This window comes from Streptomyces sp. NPDC017246 (assembly GCF_044331325.1).
Taxonomy (GTDB): Bacteria; Actinomycetota; Actinomycetes; order Streptomycetales; family Streptomycetaceae; genus Streptomyces.
Genome location: NZ_JBIRMW010000005.1, coordinates 365,445 through 388,172, shown reverse-complemented (window position 1 = coordinate 388,172; position 22,728 = coordinate 365,445). Strand labels below are relative to the sequence as shown.

Sequence of the window (22,728 nt, the reverse complement as noted above, 5' to 3'; positions counted from 1 at the left end):
GAGAGGGGTCCTGTGCGACTGTCGAGTACAGCTAGCCATTGTGCCACACACCGCGAGGTCAGCTCGCGGCGCCCACGGTCTCCGGGATGCGGAAGGGCTTGCCGCAGCCTCCGCAGACGATCGGGGCCTGGGCCAGGACCGACGGGACCACGCGCACGTTCCGCCCGCAGTCGCAGACGGCCTTGACGCGGACGCCGCCGCCCGAGGAGCCGTGCCGGGCGGCCGGTCCGCGGAAGGAGCGCTTGGTGTCGGCCGCGGTGGCCACCGTGTGGGCCTTGAGGGCGCGCTGGAGCCGCTCGATGGTGGGGCGGTAGCGCCGCCTCGCCTCGGGGTTGAGCGTGACCAGGGAGAAGCCGCTGCTGGCGTGTGGCTCCTCGGGGTGATCGAGGCCCATCTCCTCGGCGATCGCGAGGAATCTGCGGTTGTGATAGCGGCCGGCGCGGGAGGTGTCGCGGACACCCCGGGCGGCGGCGATGCCGTGGACTGCCTCGTGGAGCAGTCGTTCGAAGGAGAGTTCGGCGCCGCAGGCGGACGAGGACTCTCCGATCAGGGACTCGGGCGCGGCAAGATCGGGCAGCTCGGGGTGGTGCCGCTGAATGTCGGCCCACGCCTGTGCCAGCTCTGCGGCGAGAACAGGTGGTGTCGTGCTCACGTCGCGTACAACGAGCCGAAGTGCCCCCGGGTTCCATTCCGGGGCATCCCAAATATTTTGCACGTACCCGTCAGTTGCCGTTGATGTGTCGTGACGAGGGCCAGTGCGCCGATCTGCGGAGAAGTCACGCGGGCGGCGTCAAGCTGGTGCGTAGTAGCGCATACGCCCCGGCGTGCGGCGGTGGTGCGCGCGCTCTCCTGAGGGGGACGTCCGCCGATCCGGGCGGGAAGCGTGGCAGGGACACTACCGGGTCGGGGCGCACGGTCGCGCACACATCCCTCTCCGGGGCGAATCGGTGCGGTGCGAGCACTGGACGCGACCCGGGATGCGCAGTTCCCTGACTACGGGGGGCTGTCGTCCGAGCACGGATTGGGGCACTTTTCCATGACACCTACGCTCGTCCCGCACCACCCCGCGCGCGACTGGGCCGAGATCCAGGAACGGATGCTCGTCCCGCTCTACGAGGCGGTGTACGACCGTCTCGGTGTGGGCGCCGGGACCCGGGTCCTGGGCCTCCGCTGCGGCTCCGGCCTGGCCCTTCTCATGGCGGCGGCGCGCGGCGCCCGGGTGGCCGGCGCGGACCGTGACCACGCGCGCGTGGAACTCGCCAGGGAGCGGCTCCCGGAGGACGTGACGGTCACGGAGGAACCCCCGGAGGGTGTCCCGTACGACGTGGTCACGGCCTTCCACACGACGGACGGGCTTCTCCCCGAGCTGGCGGCGTTCACCCGGACGGCGCAGTCGGGCACGGTGGTCGTGCTCGCCGGGTGGGGGCCGCCGGAACGGTGCTCCACGGAGCCGGTGCTGCGGGTCGGCGCGCGTCTCGCGGACCGCCGGCCGCCGCTGCGGACGGACCTGGACGGTCTGGTGGCCGGTGCGGGGCTGCGGGTGGACGGTTCGGGGCGGGTCGCCTGCCCCTTCGGGTACGCGAACGAGGGCAGCGCGGTACGCGGGCTGCTGTCGACGGGTGTCTTCGACGAGGCCGTACGGGCGACCGAGCTCTCCCAGGTGGAGAAGGAGATCGAGGAGGCGCTCGCCCCGTACGTGCGCGCGGACGGCACGGTGTGGATGCCGAACGTCTTCCGGTACGTCGTCGCCCGGGTGCGGTAGGAGTTCGTCAGGTGCGGCCGGTGCGGCGGGTGCGGCGGGGGCCGTAGGGGTGCGGCGGGGGCCGCAGGAGCGCGTCAGGTGCGGCCGCCGGCGCGGCGGGTGCCCGCTCAGTCCTCGCGGCCCGCGCGGGTGATGCCCGCCGCTCGGTAGGCGGCGGCCTCCTCCAGGGTCTCGTTCTCCAGGAGCGCGGCGGCCAGTGCGTCCAGCTGGTCGCGGTGCTCGCGGAGCTGGCGCAGGGCGCGCTCGTAGCACTCGTCGACGATGCGGCGCATCTCGGCGTCGACGGTGTCGAGGGTCGCGGGGGCCGCCGAGAGCCCGTACGCCTGCTGGGCGTCGCTCGGGATGGCGGTGAGGCGGCCGACGCGCTCGCTCATGCCCCAGCGTCCCGCCATGCCCCGGGCGATGTTGGTGACCTGCTCCAGGTCGCTCTCGGCGCCGGTGGTGATCACGCCGAACACGACCTGTTCGGCGGCCATGCCGCCGAGGGCGCCGATGATCCGGCCGCGCAGATAGTCCTCGGTGTAGGCGTACTTGTCGGAGTCCGGGGTGGAGAGGGTGACGCCGAGGGCGCGGCCGCGCGGCACGATGGTGATCTTGCGGACGGGGTCGGCGCCGGGCTGGAGCATGCCGAGGAGGGCGTGGCCGCTCTCGTGGTAGGCGGTGCGGCGGCGTTCCTCCGCGGGCATCACGAGGGGGCGTTCCGCGCCGAGCTGGACCTTCTCCAGGGCGTCGGAGAGGTCGGAACGGGTGACGGCCCGCTGGTCGCGTTTGACCGCGAGGAGGGCGGCCTCGTTGGCGAGGTTGGCGAGTTCGGCGCCGGTCATGCCGGGGGTGGTGCGGGCGACGTGTGCCAGGTCGACGTCCTTGGCGAGCGGGATCTCCCGGGTGTGGATCTTGAGGATGGCCTCGCGGCCGCCTCGGTCGGGCGGGTTGACGTGCACGATCCGGTCGAAGCGGCCGGGGCGGGTGAGGGCGGGGTCGAGGACGTCGGCGCGGTTGGTGGCGGCGAGGACGATGACCCCTTCGGAGCCGGTGAAGCCGTCCATCTCGGTGAGGATCTGGTTGAGGGTCTGTTCGCGTTCGTCGTGCCCGCCCATGCCGGAGCCGCCGCCGCGGGCCCGGCCGATGGTGTCGATCTCGTCGATGAAGATGATCGCGGGGGCGACCTTGCGGGCCTCGGCGAAGAGTTCGCGCACCCGGGAGGCGCCGACGCCCACGATCATCTCGATGAACCCGGAGGCGGAGGCGGAGAAGAACGGCACTCCGGCCTCGCCGGCGACGGCGCGGGCGAGGAGGGTCTTGCCGGTGCCGGGCGGGCCGGCGAGGAGCACGCCGCGGGGCATCTTGGCGCCCATCTCGCGGTAGGCCTGCGGGTTCTTGAGGAAGTCGACGACGTCGTTGAGCTCGCCCTCGACCTCGTCGATGCCGGCCACGTCGGCGAAGGTGGTGCGCTGGGCGCCGGCCTCCAGCTCGACGGGTTTGGGCGGGGCCTTGCGGCCGAGCATGCCGCCCGCGCCGCCCATGCCGGAGCTCATGCGGCGGGCGATGAACACCCACAGCAGGACGAGCAGCAGCATCGGCGCGAGCGAGATGAGGAGGTTGGCGAGGAAGCTGCGCTCCTGGACGACCGGCTCGGCGGTGACGACGACGTTCTGCTTGGTCAGCTGCGCCCACAGGTCGTCGTCGGCGAAGGCGGGGCGCTGGGTGGTGAACTTGGTGTAGTCGCCGTCGCCGTCGGGGACGGGCTGTTTGTTCTTGAGCTGCCCCTGGATCGCGTCGCCCTTGGAGTAGATCTTGGTGACGTTCCCGGCGGCGACCTGCTTGTCGAACTCGGTGTACGAGATCGTCGGCCCGTCGCCCTCGTTGAAGAACGACAGGACGATGTTGGCGATGAGGTACACGACGAGCGCGGTGAGGATGAGACCGCCCCAGCCGCCCGGCATCTTCCGCTTCGGTGACGGGGGCGGCGGTGCCCCTTCCGAGCGCCAGGGCTGGTCGGTCCGGTCGCGCGGCGGTACGGGGTTGGCCACAGGGCTCTCCTCGGGGCGGCTGTGGCCCCAGTATCGAAGAGCGGGACGAACCCGGCATCGCGGACGGTGCGCAGGGGTGAGAAGGGGCCCGGGGCGGTTTCGCACCGCCCCGGGCCCCTCCACACGCGGCCGGCCGGATCGGCATCGAGCCGGCCGACGACGTCTTCGGCCCGATGCCGAAGGCCGACCGAGGTCAGCTCATGAACTTCTTGAACTCGTCGGGCAGCTCGAAGTCCTTCGGGGCCTGCCCGGGCGCCGGGAGGCCGAAGGCGCCGCCCTGCTGCGCCTGGTCGCGGCGCTCGGCGGCGGCCTGCTCCTCGGCCTTGCGCTTCATCGGGTTGCCGCTCTTGCGCTTGCCCTTGGCCTGCTTGATCTGCTTCTTCTGACGGCCGGGGCCGCCACCCATGCCCGGCATGCCCGGCATGCCGGGGAGGCCGCCGCCCTGGGCCATGCGGGACATCATCTTGCGGGCCTCGAAGAACCGCTCGACCAGACCCTTGACCGCGCTGACCTCGACGCCCGAACCCTTGGCGATACGGGCGCGGCGGGAGCCGTTGATGACGGTCGGGTCGTGGCGCTCGGCCGGGGTCATCGACTTGATGATCGCGGCCGTGCGGTCGACGTCCCGCTCGTCGATGTTGGCGATCTGCTCCTTCATCTGGCCCATGCCGGGGAGCATGCCGAGCAGCTTCGAGATGGAGCCCATCTTGCGGACCTGCTCCATCTGCGCCAGGAAGTCGTCGAGCGTGAACTCCTGGCCCTTCTTCGACGCGAGCTTGGAGGCCATCTTGGCGGCCTCTTCCTCGTCGAAGGTCTGCTGCGCCTTCTCGATGAGGGAGAGCATGTCGCCCATGCCGAGGATGCGGGACGCCATGCGGTCCGGGTGGAACGCGTCGAACTCGTCCAGCTTCTCGCCGTTGGAGGCGAACATGATCTGCTTGCCGGTGACGTGCGCGATGGAGAGCGCGGCACCACCGCGCGCGTCGCCGTCGAGCTTGGAGAGCACGACGCCGTCGAAGCCGACGCCGTCGCGGAAGGCCTCGGCGGTGTTGACCGCGTCCTGGCCGATCATGGCGTCGACGACGAAGAGGACCTCGTCGGGGCTGACGGCGTCGCGGATGTCCGCGGCCTGCTGCATCAGCTCCTGGTCGATGCCGAGGCGGCCGGCGGTGTCGACGACGACGACGTCGAACATCTTGGTGCGGGCGTACTCGATCGAGTCCTTCGCGACCTGGACCGGGTCGCCGACGCCGTTGCCCGGCTGGGGGCCGTAGAAGGCGACGCCCGCGCGCTCGGCGACCACGCCGAGCTGGGTGACGGCGTTGGGGCGCTGGAGGTCGCAGGCGACGAGCAGCGGGGAGTGGCCCTGGCTCTTGAGCCAGAGGCCGAGCTTTCCGGCGAGGGTGGTCTTACCGGCACCCTGGAGACCGGCGAGCATGATCACGGTCGGGGCGGTCTTGGCGAACCGCAGGCGTCGGGTCTCGCCGCCGAGGATGCCGATGAGCTCCTCGTTGACGATCTTGATGACCTGCTGGGCCGGGTTCAGGGCCTGGGAGACCTCGATCCCGGAGGCGCGCTCCTTGACCTGCTTGATGAAGGACCGGACGACCGGCAGGGCGACATCCGCTTCGAGCAGCGCGATACGGATTTCGCGCGCGGTGGCGTCGATGTCCGCCTCGGACAGACGGCCCTTGCCGCGGAGGTTCTTGAAGGTCGCTGCAAGGCGGTCGGAGAGGGTATCGAACACGGCGGTCGCGGATCCTCGGTGTCGGGGGCGGTCGGACTGCCCTCCAGGGTATCGGGCCGCTCGAAGTGTGTGCCCCCGCCCGCCGAATCCGGCGCGCGGGGGCGTGTGGACCGGGGCATCGGTCCGGGAGATCAGCGGAGCGCCGACTCCAGGGTCCGGGCCAGGTCGATCGCCTCCTCGTCGGGGAGGAGGGAGCCGTCGGGCCGGGTCACGTACAGGGTGTCGACGGCGTTCGCGCCGAGTGTCGACACATGTGCGCTGCGCACCCGGACCTCGGCGCCCTCAAGCGCGCGGCCGATGCGGTGGAGGAGGCCGGGGGCGTCCTGGGCGCGGACTTCGATGACGGTGGCGAGGCGTGAGTCGGCGGCGGCGACGGTGACGCGGGGCGGCGGGGCGGTGAGGCCGCGGCGGCGGGGGTAGGCGGCCTCGCGTTCGGCGAGGCGGGCGGGGATGTCGAGGGAGCCGTCGAGGGCGCGGACGAGGTCGGCGCGGAGGCGGGCGGCCTCGGGCAGGGAGCCGTACTCGGCGGCGACCCGCCAGTCGAGGACGAGGACGGGTCCGGAGCCGGTGCCGAGTCCGGTGGGGAGCTCGACGGCGCGGAGGTCGGCGGCGCGGACGGTGAGCCGGTGCAGGGCGAGGACTCCGGCGACGGCGGGGAGGACTCCGGGCTGGTCGGGCAGGGCGATGACGAGTTCCACGCCGACGGGTTCGGAGCCGTCGGCGTCGGCCTCGGGTTCCACGGGCTGTTCGGTCCGGGTGTGGAGGGCGAGGACGGGTTCGCCGGTGCGCAGGGCCTCGATGGCGAGGCGTTCCTGTTCGGCGCTGGGGGCGGCGGCCTCGGGGTCGGGCGGGGTTTCGCCGGCGAGGACTCCGGCGACGCGTTTGACGAGGTCGGCGACGAGTGAGGCGCGCCAGGAGGACCAGGCCGCGGGTCCGGTGGCGAGGGCGTCGGCCTCGGTGAGGGCGTGCAGGAGTTCCAGGGTGCCGACGGTGCCGACGGCGGTGGCGACGGCACGGACGGTGGCGGGGTCGTCGAGGTCGCGGCGGGTGGCGGTCTCGACGAGGAGCAGGTGGTGGCGGACGGCGGTGGCGAGGGTGGCGACGTCGGTGCGGTCGAAGCCGATGCGGGTGGCGAGGTCGCGGGCGATGGTCTCGCCGGCGACGGAGTGGTCGCCGGGCCAGCCCTTGCCGATGTCGTGGAGGAGGGCGGCGACGAGGAGGAGGTCGGGGCGGCCGACGCGGCGGGTGAGCGAGGAGGCGCGGACGGCGGTCTCGACGAGGTGGCGGTCGACGGTCCAGGTGTGGACGGGGTTGCGCTGGGGGCGGCAGCGGACGCGTTCCCAGTCGGGGAGGAGCTGGGTGACGATCCCCTCGGCTTCGAGGGCTTCCCAGACGGGGACGGTGGCCTCGCCGGCGCCGAGGAGGGTGACGAGCTCCTCGCGGGCCTCGGCGGGCCAGGGCACGGGGAGGGGTTTGGCGGTGGCGGCGAGGCGGCGTACGGCGTGGAGGGAGATCGGCAGGGCGGACTGGGCGGCCGCGGCGGCGGCCCGCAGGGGCAGGACGGGGTCGCGTTCGGGCCGTGCGGTGCGGGCGAGGACGACTTCGCCGTCCATCTCGACGACGCCTTCGGCGAGCGGGGTGCGTTCCACGGGTGGTTTTCCGGCGCCGGCGCGGCCGCCGGAGCGACCGCCGAGGAGGGTGCGGAGGCGGGGCCGGGCGGAGCGGGCCTTGAGGACGCGGTTGACCTCGCGCCAGGTGACGTCGGTGGCGTACGAGATGGTCCGGGCGGCCTCGTAGACCTCGCGGAGCAGGGTGTCGGCGTCGAGGAGGCCGAGTTCGCGGGCGACGGCGTCCTGTTCCTGGAGGGCGAGGCGGTCGGTGGCGCGGCCGGTGGTGAGGTGGAGGGCGTCGCGGGCGTCGAGGAGGCGTCGGCGGGCGCCGTCGAGGCCTTCGCGGGGTGCGTCGGCGAGCCAGGAGGCGGCGACGGCGCGGAGGGCCTGGGCGTCGCGGAGTCCGCCTCTGGCCTCCTTGAGGTCGGGTTCGAGGAGGAACTGCAGTTCGCCCATGCGTTCGGCGCGTTCCCGGCAGAGTTCGTCGAGTTCGGGCAGCCGTCCGGGGGCCTGGTTGCGCCAGTCGGCGAGGACGGTGGTGCGGAGGGCGGCGACGAGTCCGTGGTCTCCGGCGACGGGCCGGGCGTCGAGGAGCCCGAGGTGGACCTTGAGGTCCTCGGTGGCGGTGGCGCGGGCTTCGGCGGGGGTGCGGACGGAGTGGTCGAGGGCGAGCCCGAGGTCCCAGACGGGGTACCAGATCCGGTCGGCGAGGGCGGCGATCGCGGCCTTGTCGGCGCTGCCGTCGTGGAGCAGGAGGAGGTCGAGGTCGCTGCGGGGGGAGAGTTCGCCGCGGCCGTAGCCGCCGACGGCGACGAGGGCGACTCCTCGGGGTGGCGCGGCGGCCGTGAAGAGTCCGGACAGCCAGTCGTCGGTGAGCCGGGAGAGGGCGGTACGGCGCGGCGGCCCGGACCGCTCCTTCTCGTGGAGGAGGAGCAGCCGGGCCGCCGCGTAACCGCCGGGTCCCGATTCTTCGGTCTCTTCGCTGACTTCGAGGCTCGTCACCCGGCGGCTCCTTCGTGTGCTTACAGTGCGTCCGGACCGCGCTCGCCGGTGCGGACCCTTACGGCGGTCTCGACCGGCACGCTCCACACCTTGCCGTCTCCGATCTTGCCGGTTCGGGCGGCCTTCACGACGACGTCGATGAGCTGTTCGGCGTCCTCGTCCTCGACGAGGACCTCGATGCGGATCTTGGGGACCAGGTCGACGGTGTACTCGGCGCCCCGGTAGACCTCGGTGTGGCCGCGCTGGCGGCCGTAGCCGCTGGCTTCGGTGACGGTGAGGCCCTGGACGCCGAACGCCTGGAGGGCCTCCTTGATCTCGTCGAGCCGGTGCGGCTTCACGACCGCGGTGATGAGCTTCATGCGTCCACCTTCTTGTTCTCCGTGACGGCCGGGGCGGGGGCGGCGGTGGAGCGCGAGGACGCGCCGCCGCCGGCTCCGCTGAAGTCGTACGCGGTCTCGGCGTGCTCGACCTGGTCGATGCCGGAGACCTCGTCGTCCTCGCTGACCCTCATGCCCATCGTCTTGTCGATGATCAGCGCGAGGATCGCGGAGGCGATCAGAGAGTAGGCGAGGACGGCGAAGACGCCGACGGCCTGCTTGCCGAGCTGGTCGAGGCCGCCGCCGTAGAAGAGGCCCTTGGCGTCGGACTGGACGCCGCCGGTGGCGAAGAGGCCGACGAGGAGGGAGCCGAGGACACCGCCGACGAGGTGGACGCCGATGACGTCGAGGGAGTCGTCGTAGCCGAACTTGTACTTGAGGCCGACGGCCATGGCGCAGAGCAGGCCGGCGATGACGCCGATGGCGATCGCGCCGAGGGGGCTGACGGCGCCGCCGGACGGGGTGATGGCGACGAGGCCGGCGACGGCGCCGGAGGCGGCGCCGAGGGTGGTGAAGGAGCCGTGGCGGATCTTCTCGTAGGCGAGCCAGGCGAGCATGGCGGCGGCGGTGGCGACCTGGGTGTTGACGAACATCACGGCGCCGACGCCGTCGTCGTTGCCGAGCCACGAGCCGGCGTTGAAGCCGAACCAGCCGAACCAGAGGAGACCGGCGCCGAGCATCACCAGGGGGAGGCTGTGCGGGCGCATCGGGTCCTTCTTGAAGCCGACGCGCTTGCCGATGACGAGGATCACGCCGAGGGCCGCGGCACCGGCGTTGATGTGGACCGCCGTGCCGCCGGCGAAGTCGATGACGCCCATCTCGAAGAGCCAGCCGCCCGCGCCCCAGACCCAGTGGGCGACGGGGAAGTAGACGACGGTGACCCAGAGGGTGATGAAGAGGGCCCAGGCGGTGAACTTGACGCGGTCGGCGAGGGCGCCGCTGATGAGGGCCGGGGTGAGGATGGCGAACATCAGCTGGAAGACGGCGAAGACGTACACCGGGATGGTGTAGCCGTCCCACAGTTCGGTGACGCCGATGCCGCTGAGACCGACGTAGTCGGAGGACCAGCCGATGATCGAGCCGACGTCGGTGCCGAAGGCGAGGCTGAAGCCGAAGAGCACCCAGAGGATCGTGACGATCCCGAGGCTGATGAAGCTCATCATCAGCATGTTGAGGGTGGACTTGACGCGGACCATGCCTCCGTAGAAGAAGGCGAGTGCCGGGGTCATCAGCATGACCAGGGCGGAGCAGATGAGCATGAACCCGGTGTTGGCGGCAGACAGCTCGGGGGCGTCTGCTGCCAGGGTCGTGATGGCTGGTGCCATCGGCGTCTCCTCGTCGTCGGATGCGGCCTGTGCGGGGGCGGGGCCGGAGAGCGGTTCGGCCGTGAGGGGTGGCCGGTTATGCGCCAGAGATTCGCGCAGCGCGGTTTCCGTCGATGCCGCACGATGTTTCGGAGCCGTGACGAAGGGGTGGGGCGTGTTACGCGACCGTGAACGGCTGTGTCACGGCGAGGTGACGCCGGGGCCGTGTGCACAAGGGAAACCGACCGCGCCGGGCGTCCGTGTGACCTTGCGGCGGGGGAGCCGAGTCGGGCAGTACGGGACGTCCGGCGCGGCCGGAGTACGGGGGCGTGGGGGCGCCGGGTGGGGTCAGACCGCTTCGGCGGCCTCGGGCAGGAGCTGGGTGAGCCGGTCGGTGAGCTGGACGACCTCGGCGACGTCGCTGTAGTTGCGGGCGGCGTGGTCGACGGTCTTGCGGAGTCGGGTGTTGACCCGCTCGGACCGGATGCTCCGGGCGACGCCGAGGGCCTTCTCGGCGAGGACGACGGACTGCTCGGGCTCGCGCTTGAGGAGGTGGACGGTGGCCATGCCGATGAGGTTGAGGGCGTACGACCGCTGGTGGTCGGCGTCCTTCTCGAAGAGTTCGACGGCCCGCTCCATGACGGGCTCGGCGAGCGAGGCGTAGGTCGGGGAGCGTCCGGCGACGTAGGCGAGGTCGCGGTAGGAGTGGGAGTTCTCGCCGTTGAGCTCGGCCTCGGAGAAGAAGCCGATCCAGTCGGGCTCGGGCTCGCCGTCGAGGCCGACGTCGGAGAAGGTGTCCTCGGCCATCCGAACGGCCCGCTTGCACTTGGAGGGCTGGCCCATGTTGGCGTAGGCGCGGGCTTCCATCGCATACAGCATGGCCTGGGTGCGGGCGGTGGCGCAGTCCCGACTGCCGTACTGGGCGAGATGGATGAGTTCGAGGGCGTCGTCGGGCCGGCCGAGGTGGATCATCTGGCGGCTCATCGAGGACAGGATGTACGAGCCGAGGGGCTTGTCGCCGGCTTCCTTGGCGGCGTGCAGGGCGAGCACGAAGTACTTCTGGGCGGTGGGCTGGAGGCCCACGTCGTAGCTCATCCAGCCGGCGAGTTCGGCGAGTTCGGCGGCGCAGGTGAAGAGGCGCCTTGCGGTGGCGGCGGGCTGGGGTTCCTGGAGGAGGTCGGTGACCTCGTGGAGTTGTCCGACGACGGCCTTGCGGCGCAGTCCGCCGCCGCACTGGGCGTCCCACTTACGGAACATGGCGGTGGTGGATTCGAGGAGGTCGAGCTCGATCTCGGAGAGCCGGTTGGGGCGGCGGGCGTCGGCGAGCGTGTCGGGGCGCTCGATGTCGCCGACGGGGGTGGGGACGAGCCAGCGCTGCATCGGTTCGATGAGGGCGGGTCCCGCGGCGAGCGACAGGGACGAGCCGAGGAAGCCGCGGCGGGCGAGCATCAGGTCGCTGCGGGAGAACTCGCTGAGCAGGGCGACGGTCTGCGGTCCGGCCCAGGGCAGGTCGACGCCGGAGACGGAGGGCGACTGGTGGGCGGTGCGCAGACCGAGGTCCTCGACGGCGACGACGGAGCCGAAGCGCTCGGAGAACAGCTCGGAGAGGATGCGCGGGATGGGTTCGCGCGGCTGCTCGCCGTCGAGCCAGCGGCGTACGCGCGAGGTGTCGGTGGAGATGTGGTGGGCGCCCATCTGGCGCGCCCGCCGGTTCACCTGACGTGCGAGTTCGCCCTTGGACCAGCCGCTGCGCACGAACCACGAGCCCAGCTGCTCGTTCGGGCGCTTGCCGGCAGTCGTACCGTCTGCGCCGTTGCCGCCCACTGGAACGCCCCCATCCACCTGATTGCCTGTCGTGCGAACCCCTATCAGAATGCCGTGTCTCGCGGCAGGCGTCCGGAGTTCGCACTCCTTCGAACTGGAAACCGGGTTGCCTCCGGCATACCCGCGTGCGCAAGCGGCCCCGGGGTTCGAGTACCGAAAGTAATCCTACGATCACCCGTCCACGAGGGCGATTCAAGAAGCGCCACCATTCGCCACCCCTTCGAATGAACTCGCCGCCCTCGGAACACGATTCACTTGACATGCGACGAACCGGAGTCGGCGGACGGATGCGCGGAGAGGCGCGCGCTCCGGCCCGCACCACCCCCAGCACGACCGCACGCCACATGGGGCGACGGATTCGTGACGAAGGGTGACGACGGTGCTCCGGGTCGTAACCACCGGCGCGCTCGACCCGTTGGAGGGGGCATGGGTTTCACGATCGGCGGCATTCGTGAGATGCGGTCCGGCGCACGCCGCCGCGTACGCACCACGGAGTGCACCGCGGTGGCGGAGTACACAGGACTGTGGGGCTGGGACGTGGTCCCCGGGGCTCGGGCCGTCTCCGGCCAGTGCTCGTGCGGGGATCCGGCGTGTACGGCCCCGGGAGCGCACCCCCTCTCCTTCGCGGAACCGGTCCCGGCGGGCGCCGGCCTCGACGACGCGACCAAGGCGTGGGCGGAGTACCCCGGCGCGGCGCTGATGCTGCCGGTGGGCAGGGCCTTCGACGTGATCGAGGTCGCCGAGGCGGCGGGCCGGCGGGCGCTCGTGCGCCTGGAGCGCATGGGGCTGCCGCTGGGGCCGGTGTGCGCGACACCGACCGGCCGGGCGCGGTTCTTCGTGGCGCCCGGGGCGGCGGCGGAGCTGCCGCAGCTGCTCTACCGGATGGGCTGGGACGACGCCGATCTGGACCTGCACTGTCTGGGGCCGGGGAGTCACATCACCGCTCCCCCGTCGGATCTGGGCGGGCTGGGGCCGGTGCGCTGGCTGCGGCCGCCGACCCTGGACACGGCGGGCGCACCGCCGCAGGCGCGGCTGCTGCTCGGCACCCTGGCGTACATCTGCCACCGCACCCACTTCTGAGACCCCGCTACGTGGAAGGGCCCTCGCCACCTGGTGGCGAGGGCCCTTCCACGTAGCGTACGAGGCGTCAGTCGCCGATCAGGGCGTCGACGAAGGCGCCCGGCTCGAAGGGGGCCAGGTCGTCCGGGCCCTCGCCCAGGCCGATCAGCTTGACCGGGACGCCCAGCTCGCGCTGGACGGCGACGACGATGCCGCCCTTGGCGGTGCCGTCGAGCTTGGTCAGCACGATGCCGGTGATGTCGACGACCTCGGCGAAGACCCGGGCCTGGGTCAGGCCGTTCTGGCCGGTGGTGGCGTCGAGGACGAGCAGGATCTCGTCGAGCGGGCCGTGCTTCTCGACGACCCGCTTGACCTTGCCGAGCTCGTCCATGAGGCCGGTCTTGGTGTGGAGCCGGCCCGCGGTGTCGATGAGGACGACGTCGGCGCCCTCCGCGATGCCCTCCTTGACCGCGTCGAAGGCGATCGACGCCGGGTCGCCGCCCTCCGGGCCGCGGACGGTGCGGGCGCCGACGCGCTCGCCCCAGGTCTGTAGCTGGTCGGCGGCGGCGGCACGGAAGGTGTCGGCCGCGCCGAGGACGACGGACTTGCCATCGGCGACGAGGACGCGGGCCAGCTTGCCGGTGGTGGTGGTCTTGCCGGTGCCGTTGACCCCGACGACCATGACCACGCCCGGGACGTCCGCCGGGCTGTCGGTCCTCACCGTGCGGTCGAGGTCGGGGCCGAGGAGCGCGACGAGCTCCTCGCGGAGCAGACCGCGCAGCTCCTCGGGGGTGCGGGTGCCGAGGACCCGGACCCGCTCGCGCAGCCGCTCGACGAGCTCCTGGGTGGGAGCGACGCCCACGTCGGCCGTGAGAAGGGTCTCCTCGATCTCCTCCCAGGTGTCCTCGTCGAGGTGCTCGCGGGACAGGAGCGTGAGCAGCCCCTTGCCGAGCGAGTTCTGCGAGCGGGCGAGCCGGGCCCGGAGCCGTACGAGACGGCCGGCGGTGGGCTCCGGGATCTCGATCTCGGGAGCGACGGGCTCGGCGACGACGGGGTCCTCGACGGCGGCCGGCGTCTCGACGGCCTCCTCGGCGGGGAGTTCGACCTCCTCGACCGTGCGGCGTGGTTCCTCCCGCGGCGTCTCCGCCTCCTCGCCGACATGCGGTTCGGCGGGCGGAGCGGTGATGGTCGGCGTGGTGGACGGCGGCTCGGCCGGCGGCAGCTGCTTCTTCTTGCGGCCGCTGATCACGAGCCCGCTCGTCACGGCGACCGCGACGACCAGAGCGATGACTACAGCAAGGATGAGTTCCATAACCTGACCAGTATCGGCCAAGAAGCGTCCGGAGACGGAGCACGTACGCTGGGTGGGTTCCCCCCACATCTGTACGGAGTACCCCCATGCCCCACGACGCCTCCGAAGCCGCAGGCGCGACGCACGACGGCGCCATGGAGACCCGAGGTCTCGAACCCGTCCCCGACGCCGAGCGGACCGGCCGGGTCCGCGAGCTGTTCCCGACCTGGGTCGCCGCCAACATCAGTGTGCTGCTGCTCACGATGGGCGCGGGCCTGATCGTCTTCAACGGACTGAACTTCTGGCAGGTCCTGACCGTGGCGATCGCCGCGCCCGTGCTGTCGTACGGGATCGTCGGTCTGATCTCGATCGCGGGGAAGCGGGGCGGCGCGCCCGGGATGGCGCTGTCGCGGGCCGTCTTCGGCCAGCGCGGAAACCTTTTTCCCGGGGCGTTGATCTGGGTGGCCCGCTGGGGCTGGGAGACCATCAACGCGGTGACCGGCGCCTACGCGGTGCTGACCGTCCTCGACCTGCTCTTCGGCGTGAAGTCGAACACCCTCCTCATCGTGGTGACGCTGCTGCTCTTCGTCACCTGCACGTTCCTGGTCTCGGGGCTCGGGATCAACGCGCTGCGGCTGTGCAGCAAGTGGTCCACCTACCTCTTCGGCGCCTTCTCGGTGCTCGTCCTCGTCTATCTGGTGGCGAACACGGAGTGGTCGGCGGTCTTCGACAAGCCGGCCGGTTCGACGGCCATGATGGTCGCGGGCATCGGCACGATCGCGGCCGGCGGCATCAGCTGGGTCCCCTCGGGCCCGGACTTCACCCGCTATCTGCCCCGTACGGCCTCGTCGAGGGCGATGGTCGGCTCGACGGTCGGCGGCGCCGGGATCGTGGTCCTGCCGATGGTGCTCATGGGTGCGGTGATGGCGGTGTCCACGCCGGACCTGGCCTCGGCGCAGGACCCGGTCTCCTTCATCGGCGAGCTGCTGCCGATGTGGATCTCGGTGCCGTACCTGGTGATCGCCCTGCTCGGGATGCTGCTGATCAACTCGATGTCGATGTACTCGGCCGGGTTCACCGCGCAGACCCTGGGCATCAAGGTGTCGCGTGCGGCGGCGGTCAGCGTGAACGCGGTGATCAGCCTGGTCTTCGGCTTCCTGCTGATGGTGGTGGCGACCAGCTTCATCGGTTCGTTCATCTCCTTCCTGACGCTGCTCGCGGTGGCGTTCTCGGCCTGGATCGGCGTCTTCGGCGTGGACATGCTGCGGCGGCGGTCGTACGACGCGGTGGCGCTGATGGACACCACCCGGACCAGTGCGTACTGGTACCGGGGCGGATTCGCCTGGCAGGCGATGACGGCGTGGGCGGTCGCCCTGCTCGTGGGGCTGCTGTTCACGAAGGTCGACTGGTTCTCCGGTCCGCTCGCCTCCTCGTGGATCGGCGAGAACGGTCTGGGCTGGGCGGCGACGATCGTGGTGGCGGGCGTGCTGTACGCCGTACTGCCGCGGACGCCCGGGAAGGCTCCGGTGGAGCCGGCCGGGGTGCGCGAGACCGTTTCCGTCTGACCGTTCTCATCTGACGCTGCGTCAGATACTGTCCCCCCTTCGCCGGCATCCCACTCGCGGAGGGGGACTTCCCATGCCCTTCACAGTCGTACGGTTCAACCTCGTCGACCCGCACGCGACCCCCGAATCCCTCTCGGCCCGCTACCGGGCCGCCGTCGGGATGGCCGCCCACGCCGACCGGCACGGGGTCGACACCGTGCAGACCGAGGAGCACCACGGGGTCGCGAACAACTGGCTGCCCTCCCCCTTCGCCTTCGCGGGCGCGGTCTTCGGCGCCACGGAGCGGATCGCGGTGACGGTGTCGGCGATCATCGGGCCGCTGCACGACCCGCTGCGGCTCGCCGAGGACATCGCGGTCCTCGACCTGCTGAGCGGCGGACGCCTGGTGACCGTGGCGGGGATCGGCTACCGGCCGGAGGAGTACGAGGAGCGCGGGGTCGACTGGGGGCGGCGCGGCAAGCTCCAGGACCTGCTCCTGGAGACCCTGCTCACGGCCTGGACCGGGGAGCCGTTCACCTATCGGGGCCGGACCGTACGGGTCACCCCGCGGCCCTTCACCCAGCCGCATCCGATGCTCCTGGTCGGGGGTTCCTCACGGGCGGCGGCGCGGCGGGCGGCCCGGCTCGGGCTGCCGTTCTTCCCGAGCGCGCATCTGCCGGAGCTGGAGACGTACTACCGGGAGCGGTGCGCGGAGTACGGCACGGAGGGCTGGACGATGATGCCGGCCGAGGTGACCCCTCTGCTGCACCTCTCGGAGGACCCGGACCGGACCTGGGCGGAGTACGGGGAGCACTTCCTGCACGAGGCGCGGACGTACGCCTCCTGGCAGTCGAAGGACATCCGCTCGGCGGTGCGGTCGGCGGCGACGACGGTGGCGGAGCTGCGGGCGGAGGGGGTGTACCGGGTCGTGACCCCGGACGAGTGCCTGACGCTCGGTCTGGAGAGTCTGGTGCTGCATCCGCTGTGCGGCGGGATGCCGGTCGAGGAGGGGTGGCGGAGCCTGCGGCTGTTCTGCGAGGACGTACTGCCCCGGCTGGAGGCGTGAGGGCGTCCGGTCACGGCGCACCGCCGAGAGGCCCCGGGTGACGGCGTACTGCCCCGGCTCAAGGCGTGAGGCCTCGGGCCGGGGCAGTTCCGTGGGTGAGGAGAGGGGCAGCGGGGATTAGCCCATCTCCTCCAACGCCTTGCCCTTGGTCTCCTTGACGTACCTGAGCACGAAGGGGATCGAGAGCACGGCGAAGACCGTGTAGATGATGTAGGTCCCGGAGAGGTTCCAGTCCGCGAGGGACGGGAAGCTGGCGGTGATGGCCCAGTTGGCGATCCACTGGGCGGAGGCGGCGACGCCGAGGGCGGCGGCGCGGATCCGGTTGGGGAACATCTCGCCGAGGAAGACCCAGACCACCACGCCCCACGAGAGGGCGAAGAAGAGCACGAAGACATGGGCGGCGACGAGGGCGACGACGCCCTGGGTCTCGGGCAGTTTGCCGTCGACGAGGTCGGCGGAGAAGGCCCAGGCCTCGACGGCGAGGGCGATCGCCATGCCGACGGAGCCGACGAGGGCGAGCGGCTTGCGGCCGACCCGGTCGACCAGGACCATCGCGATCACGGTGCCGATGATGTTGATGATCGACGTGGTGAACGAGTAGAAGAACGAGCTCGACGGGTCGATGCCGACGGACTGCCAGAGGGTCGAGGAGTAGTAGAACGCGACGTTGATGCCGACGAGCTGCTGGAAGACCGAGAGTCCGATGCCGACCCAGACGATGGGCAGCAGCTTGAAGCGGGAGCCCGCGGTCATCAGGTCCTTGAAGGTGGACTTGTGCTCGCTGCGCATGGCCTTGTCGATCTCGGCGACGCGGTGGTCGAGGTCGACGCCCTTGCCCTCGACCTCGGCGAGCACCTCCTTGGCCCGGTCGATCCTGCCCACGGAGATCAGGAAGCGGGGGGACTCCGGGATCGCGAAGGAGAGCATGCCGTAGAGGAGCGCGGGCACGACCATCACGCCGAGCATCCACTGCCAGGCTTCCAGGCCGCCGATCTCGCCGCGCTGGTCGCCGTCGGCGAGCTGGAGGATGCCGTAGTTGACCAGCTGGGAGATGGCGATGCCGATGACGATCGCGGCCTGCTGGAAGGAGCCGAGGCGGCCGCGGTAGGCGGCGGGGGCGACCTCGGCGATGTACGCGGGGCCGATGACGGAGGCCATGCCGATGGCGAAGCCGCCGATGATCCGCCAGAGGGCCAGGTCCCAGAGGGCGAAGGGCAGTGCGGAGCCCACGGCGCTGACGGCGAAGAGCACCGCGGAGATCTGCATGCAGCGGATGCGGCCGATGCGGTCGGCGATCCGCCCCGCGGTGGCGGCGCCGATGGCACAGCCGATGAGGGCGATGGCGATGACCTGGGCGAGGGTGCCGGAGCCGATGTCGTAGCGGTCGCGGATCGCCTCGACGGCACCGTTGATGACGGAGCTGTCGTAGCCGAAGAGGAAGCCGCCCATCGCGGCGGAGGCCGTGATGAAGATGACGTGGCCGAGGTGGTCGGGGTGAGCCGCCCGGCCTTCGGACGGCGGCGGGGGCGCCTGCGCGGTGCTGGTCACATGGACTCCTACGGGCTCCGGCGGGTTAGCCGGAACGGTGGGGGGCAAGCCCTTCCAGTGGCGCACAACTTCACGCCGCCCACCACGTGAAGGTAAAAGCAACGTTGCAGAGACTATGCCTTCAAGTTTCGAAGTCAAGAGGCGATGTCATGTGACTTAATCAGCACTACGAGATGGATTGAGTTCAATACTTGAACAAGATGCTGCTCAGCGGAGACGCTGACTGATGACCTTCGAGACGCCGTCACCCTGCATGGACACTCCGTACAGCGCGTCCGCGACCTCCATCGTCCGCTTCTGGTGGGTGATCACGATCAGCTGCGAGGACTCCTGGAGTTCCCGCATGAGCCGGATCAGCCGCTGGAGGTTGGTGTCGTCGAGCGCCGCCTCGACCTCGTCCATCACATAGAACGGGCTGGGGCGCGCCTTGAAGATCGAGACGAGCAGCGCCACGGCCGTGAGGGAGCGCTCGCCGCCGGAGAGCAGCGACAGCCGCTTGACCTTCTTGCCGGGCGGACGGGCCTCCACCTCGACACCGGTGGTGAGCATGTTGTCGGGGTCGGTCAGGACCAGCCGGCCCTCGCCGCCCGGGAAGAGCCGCGAGAAGACTCCCTCGAACTCCCGGGCCGTGTCCCGGTACGCCTCGGTGAAGACCTGCTCGACCCTCAGGTCGACCTCCTTCACGACCTGAAGCAGATCGGTCCGGGTCTTCTTCAGGTCCTCCAGCTGCTCGGAGAGGAAGCGGTGCCGCTCCTCCAGGGCCGCGAACTCCTCCAGGGCCAGCGGGTTGACCTTGCCGAGCTGGTGGTACGCCCGTTCGGCGGCCCTGAGACGCTTCTCCTGCTCCGAACGGATGAAGGGGCGCGGCTCGTCGGCTCCCGCGTCCTCCCCCTCGACGGCGGGCGAGGGCGGTACGAGCTGCTCCGGACCGTACTCGGCGACCAGCGCGGCCGCCTCCACACCGAACTCCTCCAGGGCCTTCGCCTCCAGCTGCTCGATCCTCAGGCGCTTCTCGGCGCCGAGCACCTCGCCCCGGTGGACGGAGTCGGTCAGCTTGTCGAGCTCGGACTTGAGATCCCGGCCCCGGTTCCGGGCGGCCGTCAGGCCCTCCTCCCGGTCGGCCCTGGCCGACTGGGCCGCGACCCGCTCCCGCTCGGCGCGGACGAGGGAGACCTCGACATGGGCCAGGAGTCCGCGGGCTCCGGCGGCGACCGCTCCCGCCACCCGCTCCTCGTGGCGCAGCCGTGCCCTGCGCCGCTCGGCACGCGCGCGTGCCTCCCGTTCGGCGCGGGCGGCCCGGTCGAGCGAGTCGGCCCGCCCGGCGAGTGCCTTGACCCGCTCCTCGTGGGTGCGGACCTGGAGTCGTGCCTCCATCTCGGTCTGGCGCGCGTTGGAGCCGTCGATCGCGAGCCGGTCCCGGGTGGCGGTGTCGGGCTCCTCGTCCCCGCCCTCCCCGAAGGCGGCCGCCTCCTGGGCCACGAGCAGCCGCTCGGCCAGCTCCTCCGCCTCGGCGGTCGCCCGCTCCAGGGCCTCCTGGGCGCGGGCGGCGGCCGCCGCGGTCCGCTCGGCCTCCCCCGCCGCTCCCCTGGCCTGTCCGGCGAGCCTCCCGAGCTGCTGGGCGACGGTGGACTTCTCGCGTTCGGCGGTACGGCGTCGGGTGTCGAGTTCCTCGACGAGCGCGGCGGCGGTACGGCGACGGTCGTCGGCCTCGGCCTGCGCGGTCGCCGACTCCTCGCATCGTACGGCCAGTTCGTCGAGCTCGGCGGCGGCCTCGGCGACCGAGGCCTGGACTTCGAGGAGGCTCGGCGCCCCGGCGGAGCCGCCCTGGGCGAAGTGCGCCCCGAGCAGGTCGCCCTCGGCGGTGACGGCGGTCAGCGCGGGCCGGGTCCTGACCAGTTCGGCGGCCTCGTCCAGGTCGCCGACGACCACGACACCGGCGAGCAACCGGCGGACGGCGCCCATGAGTTCACCGGGTCCCCGCACGAGGTCGGCGGCGTAGGCGTGTCCCCCGGCGGCGGGGAACCTCGCCTCGTGGGAGGGGTCGGGTTCCGGGGCTCCGGCCAGGAGGAGCGAGGCGCGGCCCGCGTCCTGCTTGCGCAGCAGGCGAAGGGCCTCGGCGGCGGCGGAGGGCCCGGAGGCGGCGACCGCGTCGGCGGCGGCGCCGAGGGCCGCGGCGACGGGGATCTCGTACCCCGGGGTGACGGTGAGGAGTTCGGCCGCGGGGCCGAGGAGTCCGCTGAGTCCGGCGGTGAGCAGCGCGCCCGTGCCGTCCTTGCGGCGCAGTCCGAGGGCGAGGGTCTCGTGCCGGGCCCGGGTCGCGGCGCGGCGGCGTTCGGCGGTGGCGGCGGCCTCGCGGGCGGCGCTCAGCGCGGTCTCCGCCTCGGCCAGTTCGCGGCGGGCGGCCTCGTACCGCTCGCCCTGTTCGGTGTCCGCCGCGTCGAGGCCGTCCACCTCCGCCTTGAGCTGCTCGTACTCCTCCTGGGCGGTGACCGCCCGCTCCCCCGCCTCGTCGCGGGCGGCGGCGAGCCGGTCGATCTCGGCCTGGGCGGAGGAGGCCCGCGAGCGGGCGGCGTTGACCTGGCCGTGGAGGCGGGCGAGTCCCTCGCGCCGGTCGGCGAGGGCGCGGGCGAGGTCCTTGAGGCGGCGTTCCTCGGCCGCCAGCGCCTGTTCGAGCTCGGCGCGGTGGGCGACGGTGTCCTCCAGGGCGCGTTCGGCCGCCTCCAGGGCGGCTTCCAGCTCCGCCTCCTGTTCGCGGACGCGGGACGCCTCGCGCTCCAGGTCCTCGGGGTCGCGGCCGCGGCGCTCCTCGGCGGGCGCGGCGGCGGCGCTCTTCACGCGCGCGTCGGCCAGGGAGACCGTGCCGCGGACGCGTTCGGCGAGCTGGGAGAGGGCGTACCAGTTCTGCCGGGCCCGTTCGAGGCGGGGCACCAGGGCGCGGGCCTCCGCGTCGAGCTCGGCCTCGCGGGCGAGTGCGGCCCGGAGCTCGTTCTCGGTGGCCTGTTTGCGGGCGAGGAGGGCGGCCTCGTCGGCGACCTCGGCGGTCAGGGCCCGCTGGAGGTGGGCGAGGTCGTCGGCGAGGAGGCGGAGCCGCGCGTCGCGCAGGTCGGCCTGGATGACGACGGCGCGGCGGGCGACGGCGGCCTGCCGGCCGAGGGGCTTGAGCTGGCGGCGCAGTTCGTCGGTGAGGTCCTGCACGCGCGCGAGGTTGGCCTGCATCGCGTCCAGCTTCCGCAGCGCCTTCTCCTTGCGCTTGCGGTGCTTGAGGACGCCGGCGGCCTCCTCGATGAAGGCGCGGCGGCCCATCGGGTCGGCGTGCAGCACGGAGTCGAGCTGGCCCTGCCCGACGATGACGTGCATCTCGCGTCCGATGCCGGAGTCGGAGAGCAGGTCCTGGAAGTCGAGCAGCCGGCAGGTGTCGCCGTTGATCTGGTACTCGCTGCTGCCGCCGCGGAACATGATCCGGGTGAGGGTGACCTCGGCGTAGTCGATGGGCAGCGCGCCGTCGGAGTTGTCGATGGTGAGGGAGACCTCGGCACGGCCGAGCGGCGGGCGCCCGGTCGTGCCGGCGAAGATGACGTCCTCCATCTTGCCGCCGCGCAGCGACTTGGCGCCCTGCTCGCCCATGACCCAGGACAGGGCGTCCACCACATTGGACTTGCCCGATCCGTTCGGGCCCACGACACAGGTGATTCCTGGTTCGAACCGCAGGGTCGTGGCCGAGGCGAACGATTTGAATCCGCGGAGGGTCAGGGCCTTGAGGTGCACCCCGGGGACTCTACCGGGGCGTGTGCGTTTCACCCGCGAAGGTGCAGGGCAGATCCTCGGATGAGGAGGGGTGGGACGTGGGGGAAACGGCGGGTGAAAGAAAGAAGGGACGCCGAAGCGCCCCTTGCATGTCGGGCTCAGCCGGCATGAGTGTCCAGGCCGGCCGTGCCGGCGAGAGTGTTTCCCACCTGGCCCCGCGGGGCTGGGTTGTCAGGTGAGCGCAGGCTCCGCCTGGGGTACGTCGAGGTCGATGCTGTTCAGCAGTGACTCTCCCTGGTGCTGAGCGGCGGCAGCGGCAAGCGAGTCGTTCTCGGACTGGATCCGTACCAGCTCGGATTCCAGGTCCTGGACGCGCTGCTGAAGCCGTCGCATCTCGGCGAGGAGTCGCGGGTCGGAGCCGCCGACGTAACCGAGAAGCGCCTTTGCCATGATGGATGGTCCTCCACAATGAGTGACCGACCGAAGCGGTTGGGTCGTGAGGGATTTCGCACCCGCGGTGCTCGGCAGTACTGCTTGTCGTGCCGGTTCCACTGCCAAACAGCTAAGGTGCGCGGGGATTCCAGAGTCTCACCAAAAAGTTTGACGGTCAACACGATCACGCCCCGTTTGAAGGGGCGACCGAGGAGTCCAGGGCCGCTCAGGGGGCGGCGGGGCCTCGCAGACTCGGTGCCTCAGGGCGGCGCGATCTTCCTTACCGGGCAGCCTTCCACGACGGGCGCTTCTTGGCAACCACCAGGAGGTTTCCCCTCCGCACGCCTGTTACCGCGTGTCCGTTCGACGCCTCTCCCGGTCACCGGAA

The 22,728-nt window shown here is 71.7% G+C and carries 15 protein-coding genes; 4 read left to right on the top strand and 11 right to left on the bottom strand.

Annotated features, from left to right (window positions below; translation table 11 throughout):
- Nucleotides 1-58: 58 nt before the first annotated feature.
- Nucleotides 59-652 (bottom strand): hypothetical protein, encoded by a 594-nt coding sequence (locus ACH4MY_RS14725; protein WP_024755886.1) that lies wholly within the window; start codon nucleotides 650-652, stop codon nucleotides 59-61.
- Nucleotides 653-1,036: 384 nt separating this feature from the next.
- Here ACH4MY_RS14725 and ACH4MY_RS14720 point away from each other — a divergent pair, with 384 nt between their 5' ends.
- Nucleotides 1,037-1,762 (top strand): methyltransferase type 11, encoded by a 726-nt coding sequence (locus ACH4MY_RS14720; protein ID WP_398002443.1) that lies wholly within the window; start codon nucleotides 1,037-1,039, stop codon nucleotides 1,760-1,762.
- Nucleotides 1,763-1,869: 107 nt separating this feature from the next.
- Here ACH4MY_RS14720 and ftsH read toward each other — a convergent pair whose 3' ends face one another.
- The 6 genes from ftsH to ACH4MY_RS14690 all read right to left on the bottom strand — a co-directional run bounded on the left by ftsH (nucleotide 1,870) and on the right by ACH4MY_RS14690 (nucleotide 11,656).
- On the bottom strand, nucleotides 1,870-3,792 hold the full coding sequence (gene ftsH / locus ACH4MY_RS14715; RefSeq protein WP_398002440.1) for an ATP-dependent zinc metalloprotease FtsH: 1,923 nt from the start codon (nucleotides 3,790-3,792) through the stop codon (nucleotides 1,870-1,872).
- 193 nt (nucleotides 3,793-3,985) lie between these two features.
- Complete coding sequence (gene ffh, locus ACH4MY_RS14710) at nucleotides 3,986-5,539, bottom strand: signal recognition particle protein (protein ID WP_398002437.1); 1,554 nt, start codon at nucleotides 5,537-5,539, stop codon at nucleotides 3,986-3,988.
- Nucleotides 5,540-5,670: 131 nt separating this feature from the next.
- A complete protein-coding gene (locus ACH4MY_RS14705; protein WP_398002434.1) occupies nucleotides 5,671-8,151 on the bottom strand; it encodes a [protein-PII] uridylyltransferase in 2,481 nt (826 codons plus the stop codon).
- Between the two features lie 20 nt (nucleotides 8,152-8,171).
- A complete protein-coding gene (locus ACH4MY_RS14700) occupies nucleotides 8,172-8,510 on the bottom strand; it encodes a P-II family nitrogen regulator (protein WP_069170469.1) in 339 nt (112 codons plus the stop codon).
- Nucleotides 8,507-9,853: an ammonium transporter gene (locus tag ACH4MY_RS14695; protein WP_398002431.1), complete on the bottom strand. Its 1,347-nt coding sequence runs from the start codon at nucleotides 9,851-9,853 to the stop codon at nucleotides 8,507-8,509. The genes ACH4MY_RS14700 and ACH4MY_RS14695 overlap by 4 nt, the downstream gene beginning before the upstream one ends.
- A gap of 327 nt (nucleotides 9,854-10,180) precedes the next feature.
- Nucleotides 10,181-11,656: a hypothetical protein gene (locus ACH4MY_RS14690; protein WP_398002428.1), complete on the bottom strand. Its 1,476-nt coding sequence runs from the start codon at nucleotides 11,654-11,656 to the stop codon at nucleotides 10,181-10,183.
- Nucleotides 11,657-12,082: 426 nt separating this feature from the next.
- Between ACH4MY_RS14690 and ACH4MY_RS14685 the strand changes: the two genes are divergently transcribed.
- Nucleotides 12,083-12,736 carry a bifunctional DNA primase/polymerase gene (locus ACH4MY_RS14685; protein ID WP_398002425.1) on the top strand — a complete coding sequence of 218 codons (654 nt, stop codon included), beginning with the start codon at nucleotides 12,083-12,085 and terminating at the stop codon, nucleotides 12,734-12,736.
- A 67-nt stretch (nucleotides 12,737-12,803) separates the two neighbouring features.
- Here ACH4MY_RS14685 and ftsY read toward each other — a convergent pair whose 3' ends face one another.
- Entirely contained in the window at nucleotides 12,804-14,027 is a 1,224-nt protein-coding gene (gene ftsY, locus ACH4MY_RS14680; protein ID WP_398002422.1) for a signal recognition particle-docking protein FtsY, read from the bottom strand.
- Nucleotides 14,028-14,113: 86 nt separating this feature from the next.
- On the opposite strand from ftsY, the gene ACH4MY_RS14675 reads away from it, so the two are divergent.
- Both ACH4MY_RS14675 and ACH4MY_RS14670 read left to right on the top strand, forming a co-directional pair.
- Nucleotides 14,114-15,571 (top strand): cytosine permease, encoded by a 1,458-nt coding sequence (locus ACH4MY_RS14675; protein WP_398002419.1) that lies wholly within the window; start codon nucleotides 14,114-14,116, stop codon nucleotides 15,569-15,571.
- A 73-nt stretch (nucleotides 15,572-15,644) separates the two neighbouring features.
- A complete protein-coding gene (locus tag ACH4MY_RS14670) occupies nucleotides 15,645-16,616 on the top strand; it encodes an LLM class flavin-dependent oxidoreductase (protein WP_398002416.1) in 972 nt (323 codons plus the stop codon).
- Between the two features lie 117 nt (nucleotides 16,617-16,733).
- Here the strand turns inward: ACH4MY_RS14670 and ACH4MY_RS14665 are convergent, their stop codons facing one another.
- The 3 genes from ACH4MY_RS14665 to ACH4MY_RS14655 all read right to left on the bottom strand — a co-directional run bounded on the left by ACH4MY_RS14665 (nucleotide 16,734) and on the right by ACH4MY_RS14655 (nucleotide 22,358).
- Nucleotides 16,734-18,164, bottom strand: a complete 1,431-nt coding sequence (locus ACH4MY_RS14665; protein WP_398002414.1) for a sugar porter family MFS transporter — start codon at nucleotides 18,162-18,164, stop codon at nucleotides 16,734-16,736.
- A gap of 207 nt (nucleotides 18,165-18,371) precedes the next feature.
- Nucleotides 18,372-21,929 (bottom strand): chromosome segregation protein SMC, encoded by a 3,558-nt coding sequence (smc, locus tag ACH4MY_RS14660; protein ID WP_398002411.1) that lies wholly within the window; start codon nucleotides 21,927-21,929, stop codon nucleotides 18,372-18,374.
- Nucleotides 21,930-22,139: 210 nt separating this feature from the next.
- On the bottom strand, nucleotides 22,140-22,358 hold the full coding sequence (locus ACH4MY_RS14655; protein WP_015036455.1) for a hypothetical protein: 219 nt from the start codon (nucleotides 22,356-22,358) through the stop codon (nucleotides 22,140-22,142).
- Nucleotides 22,359-22,728: the final 370 nt, after the last annotated feature.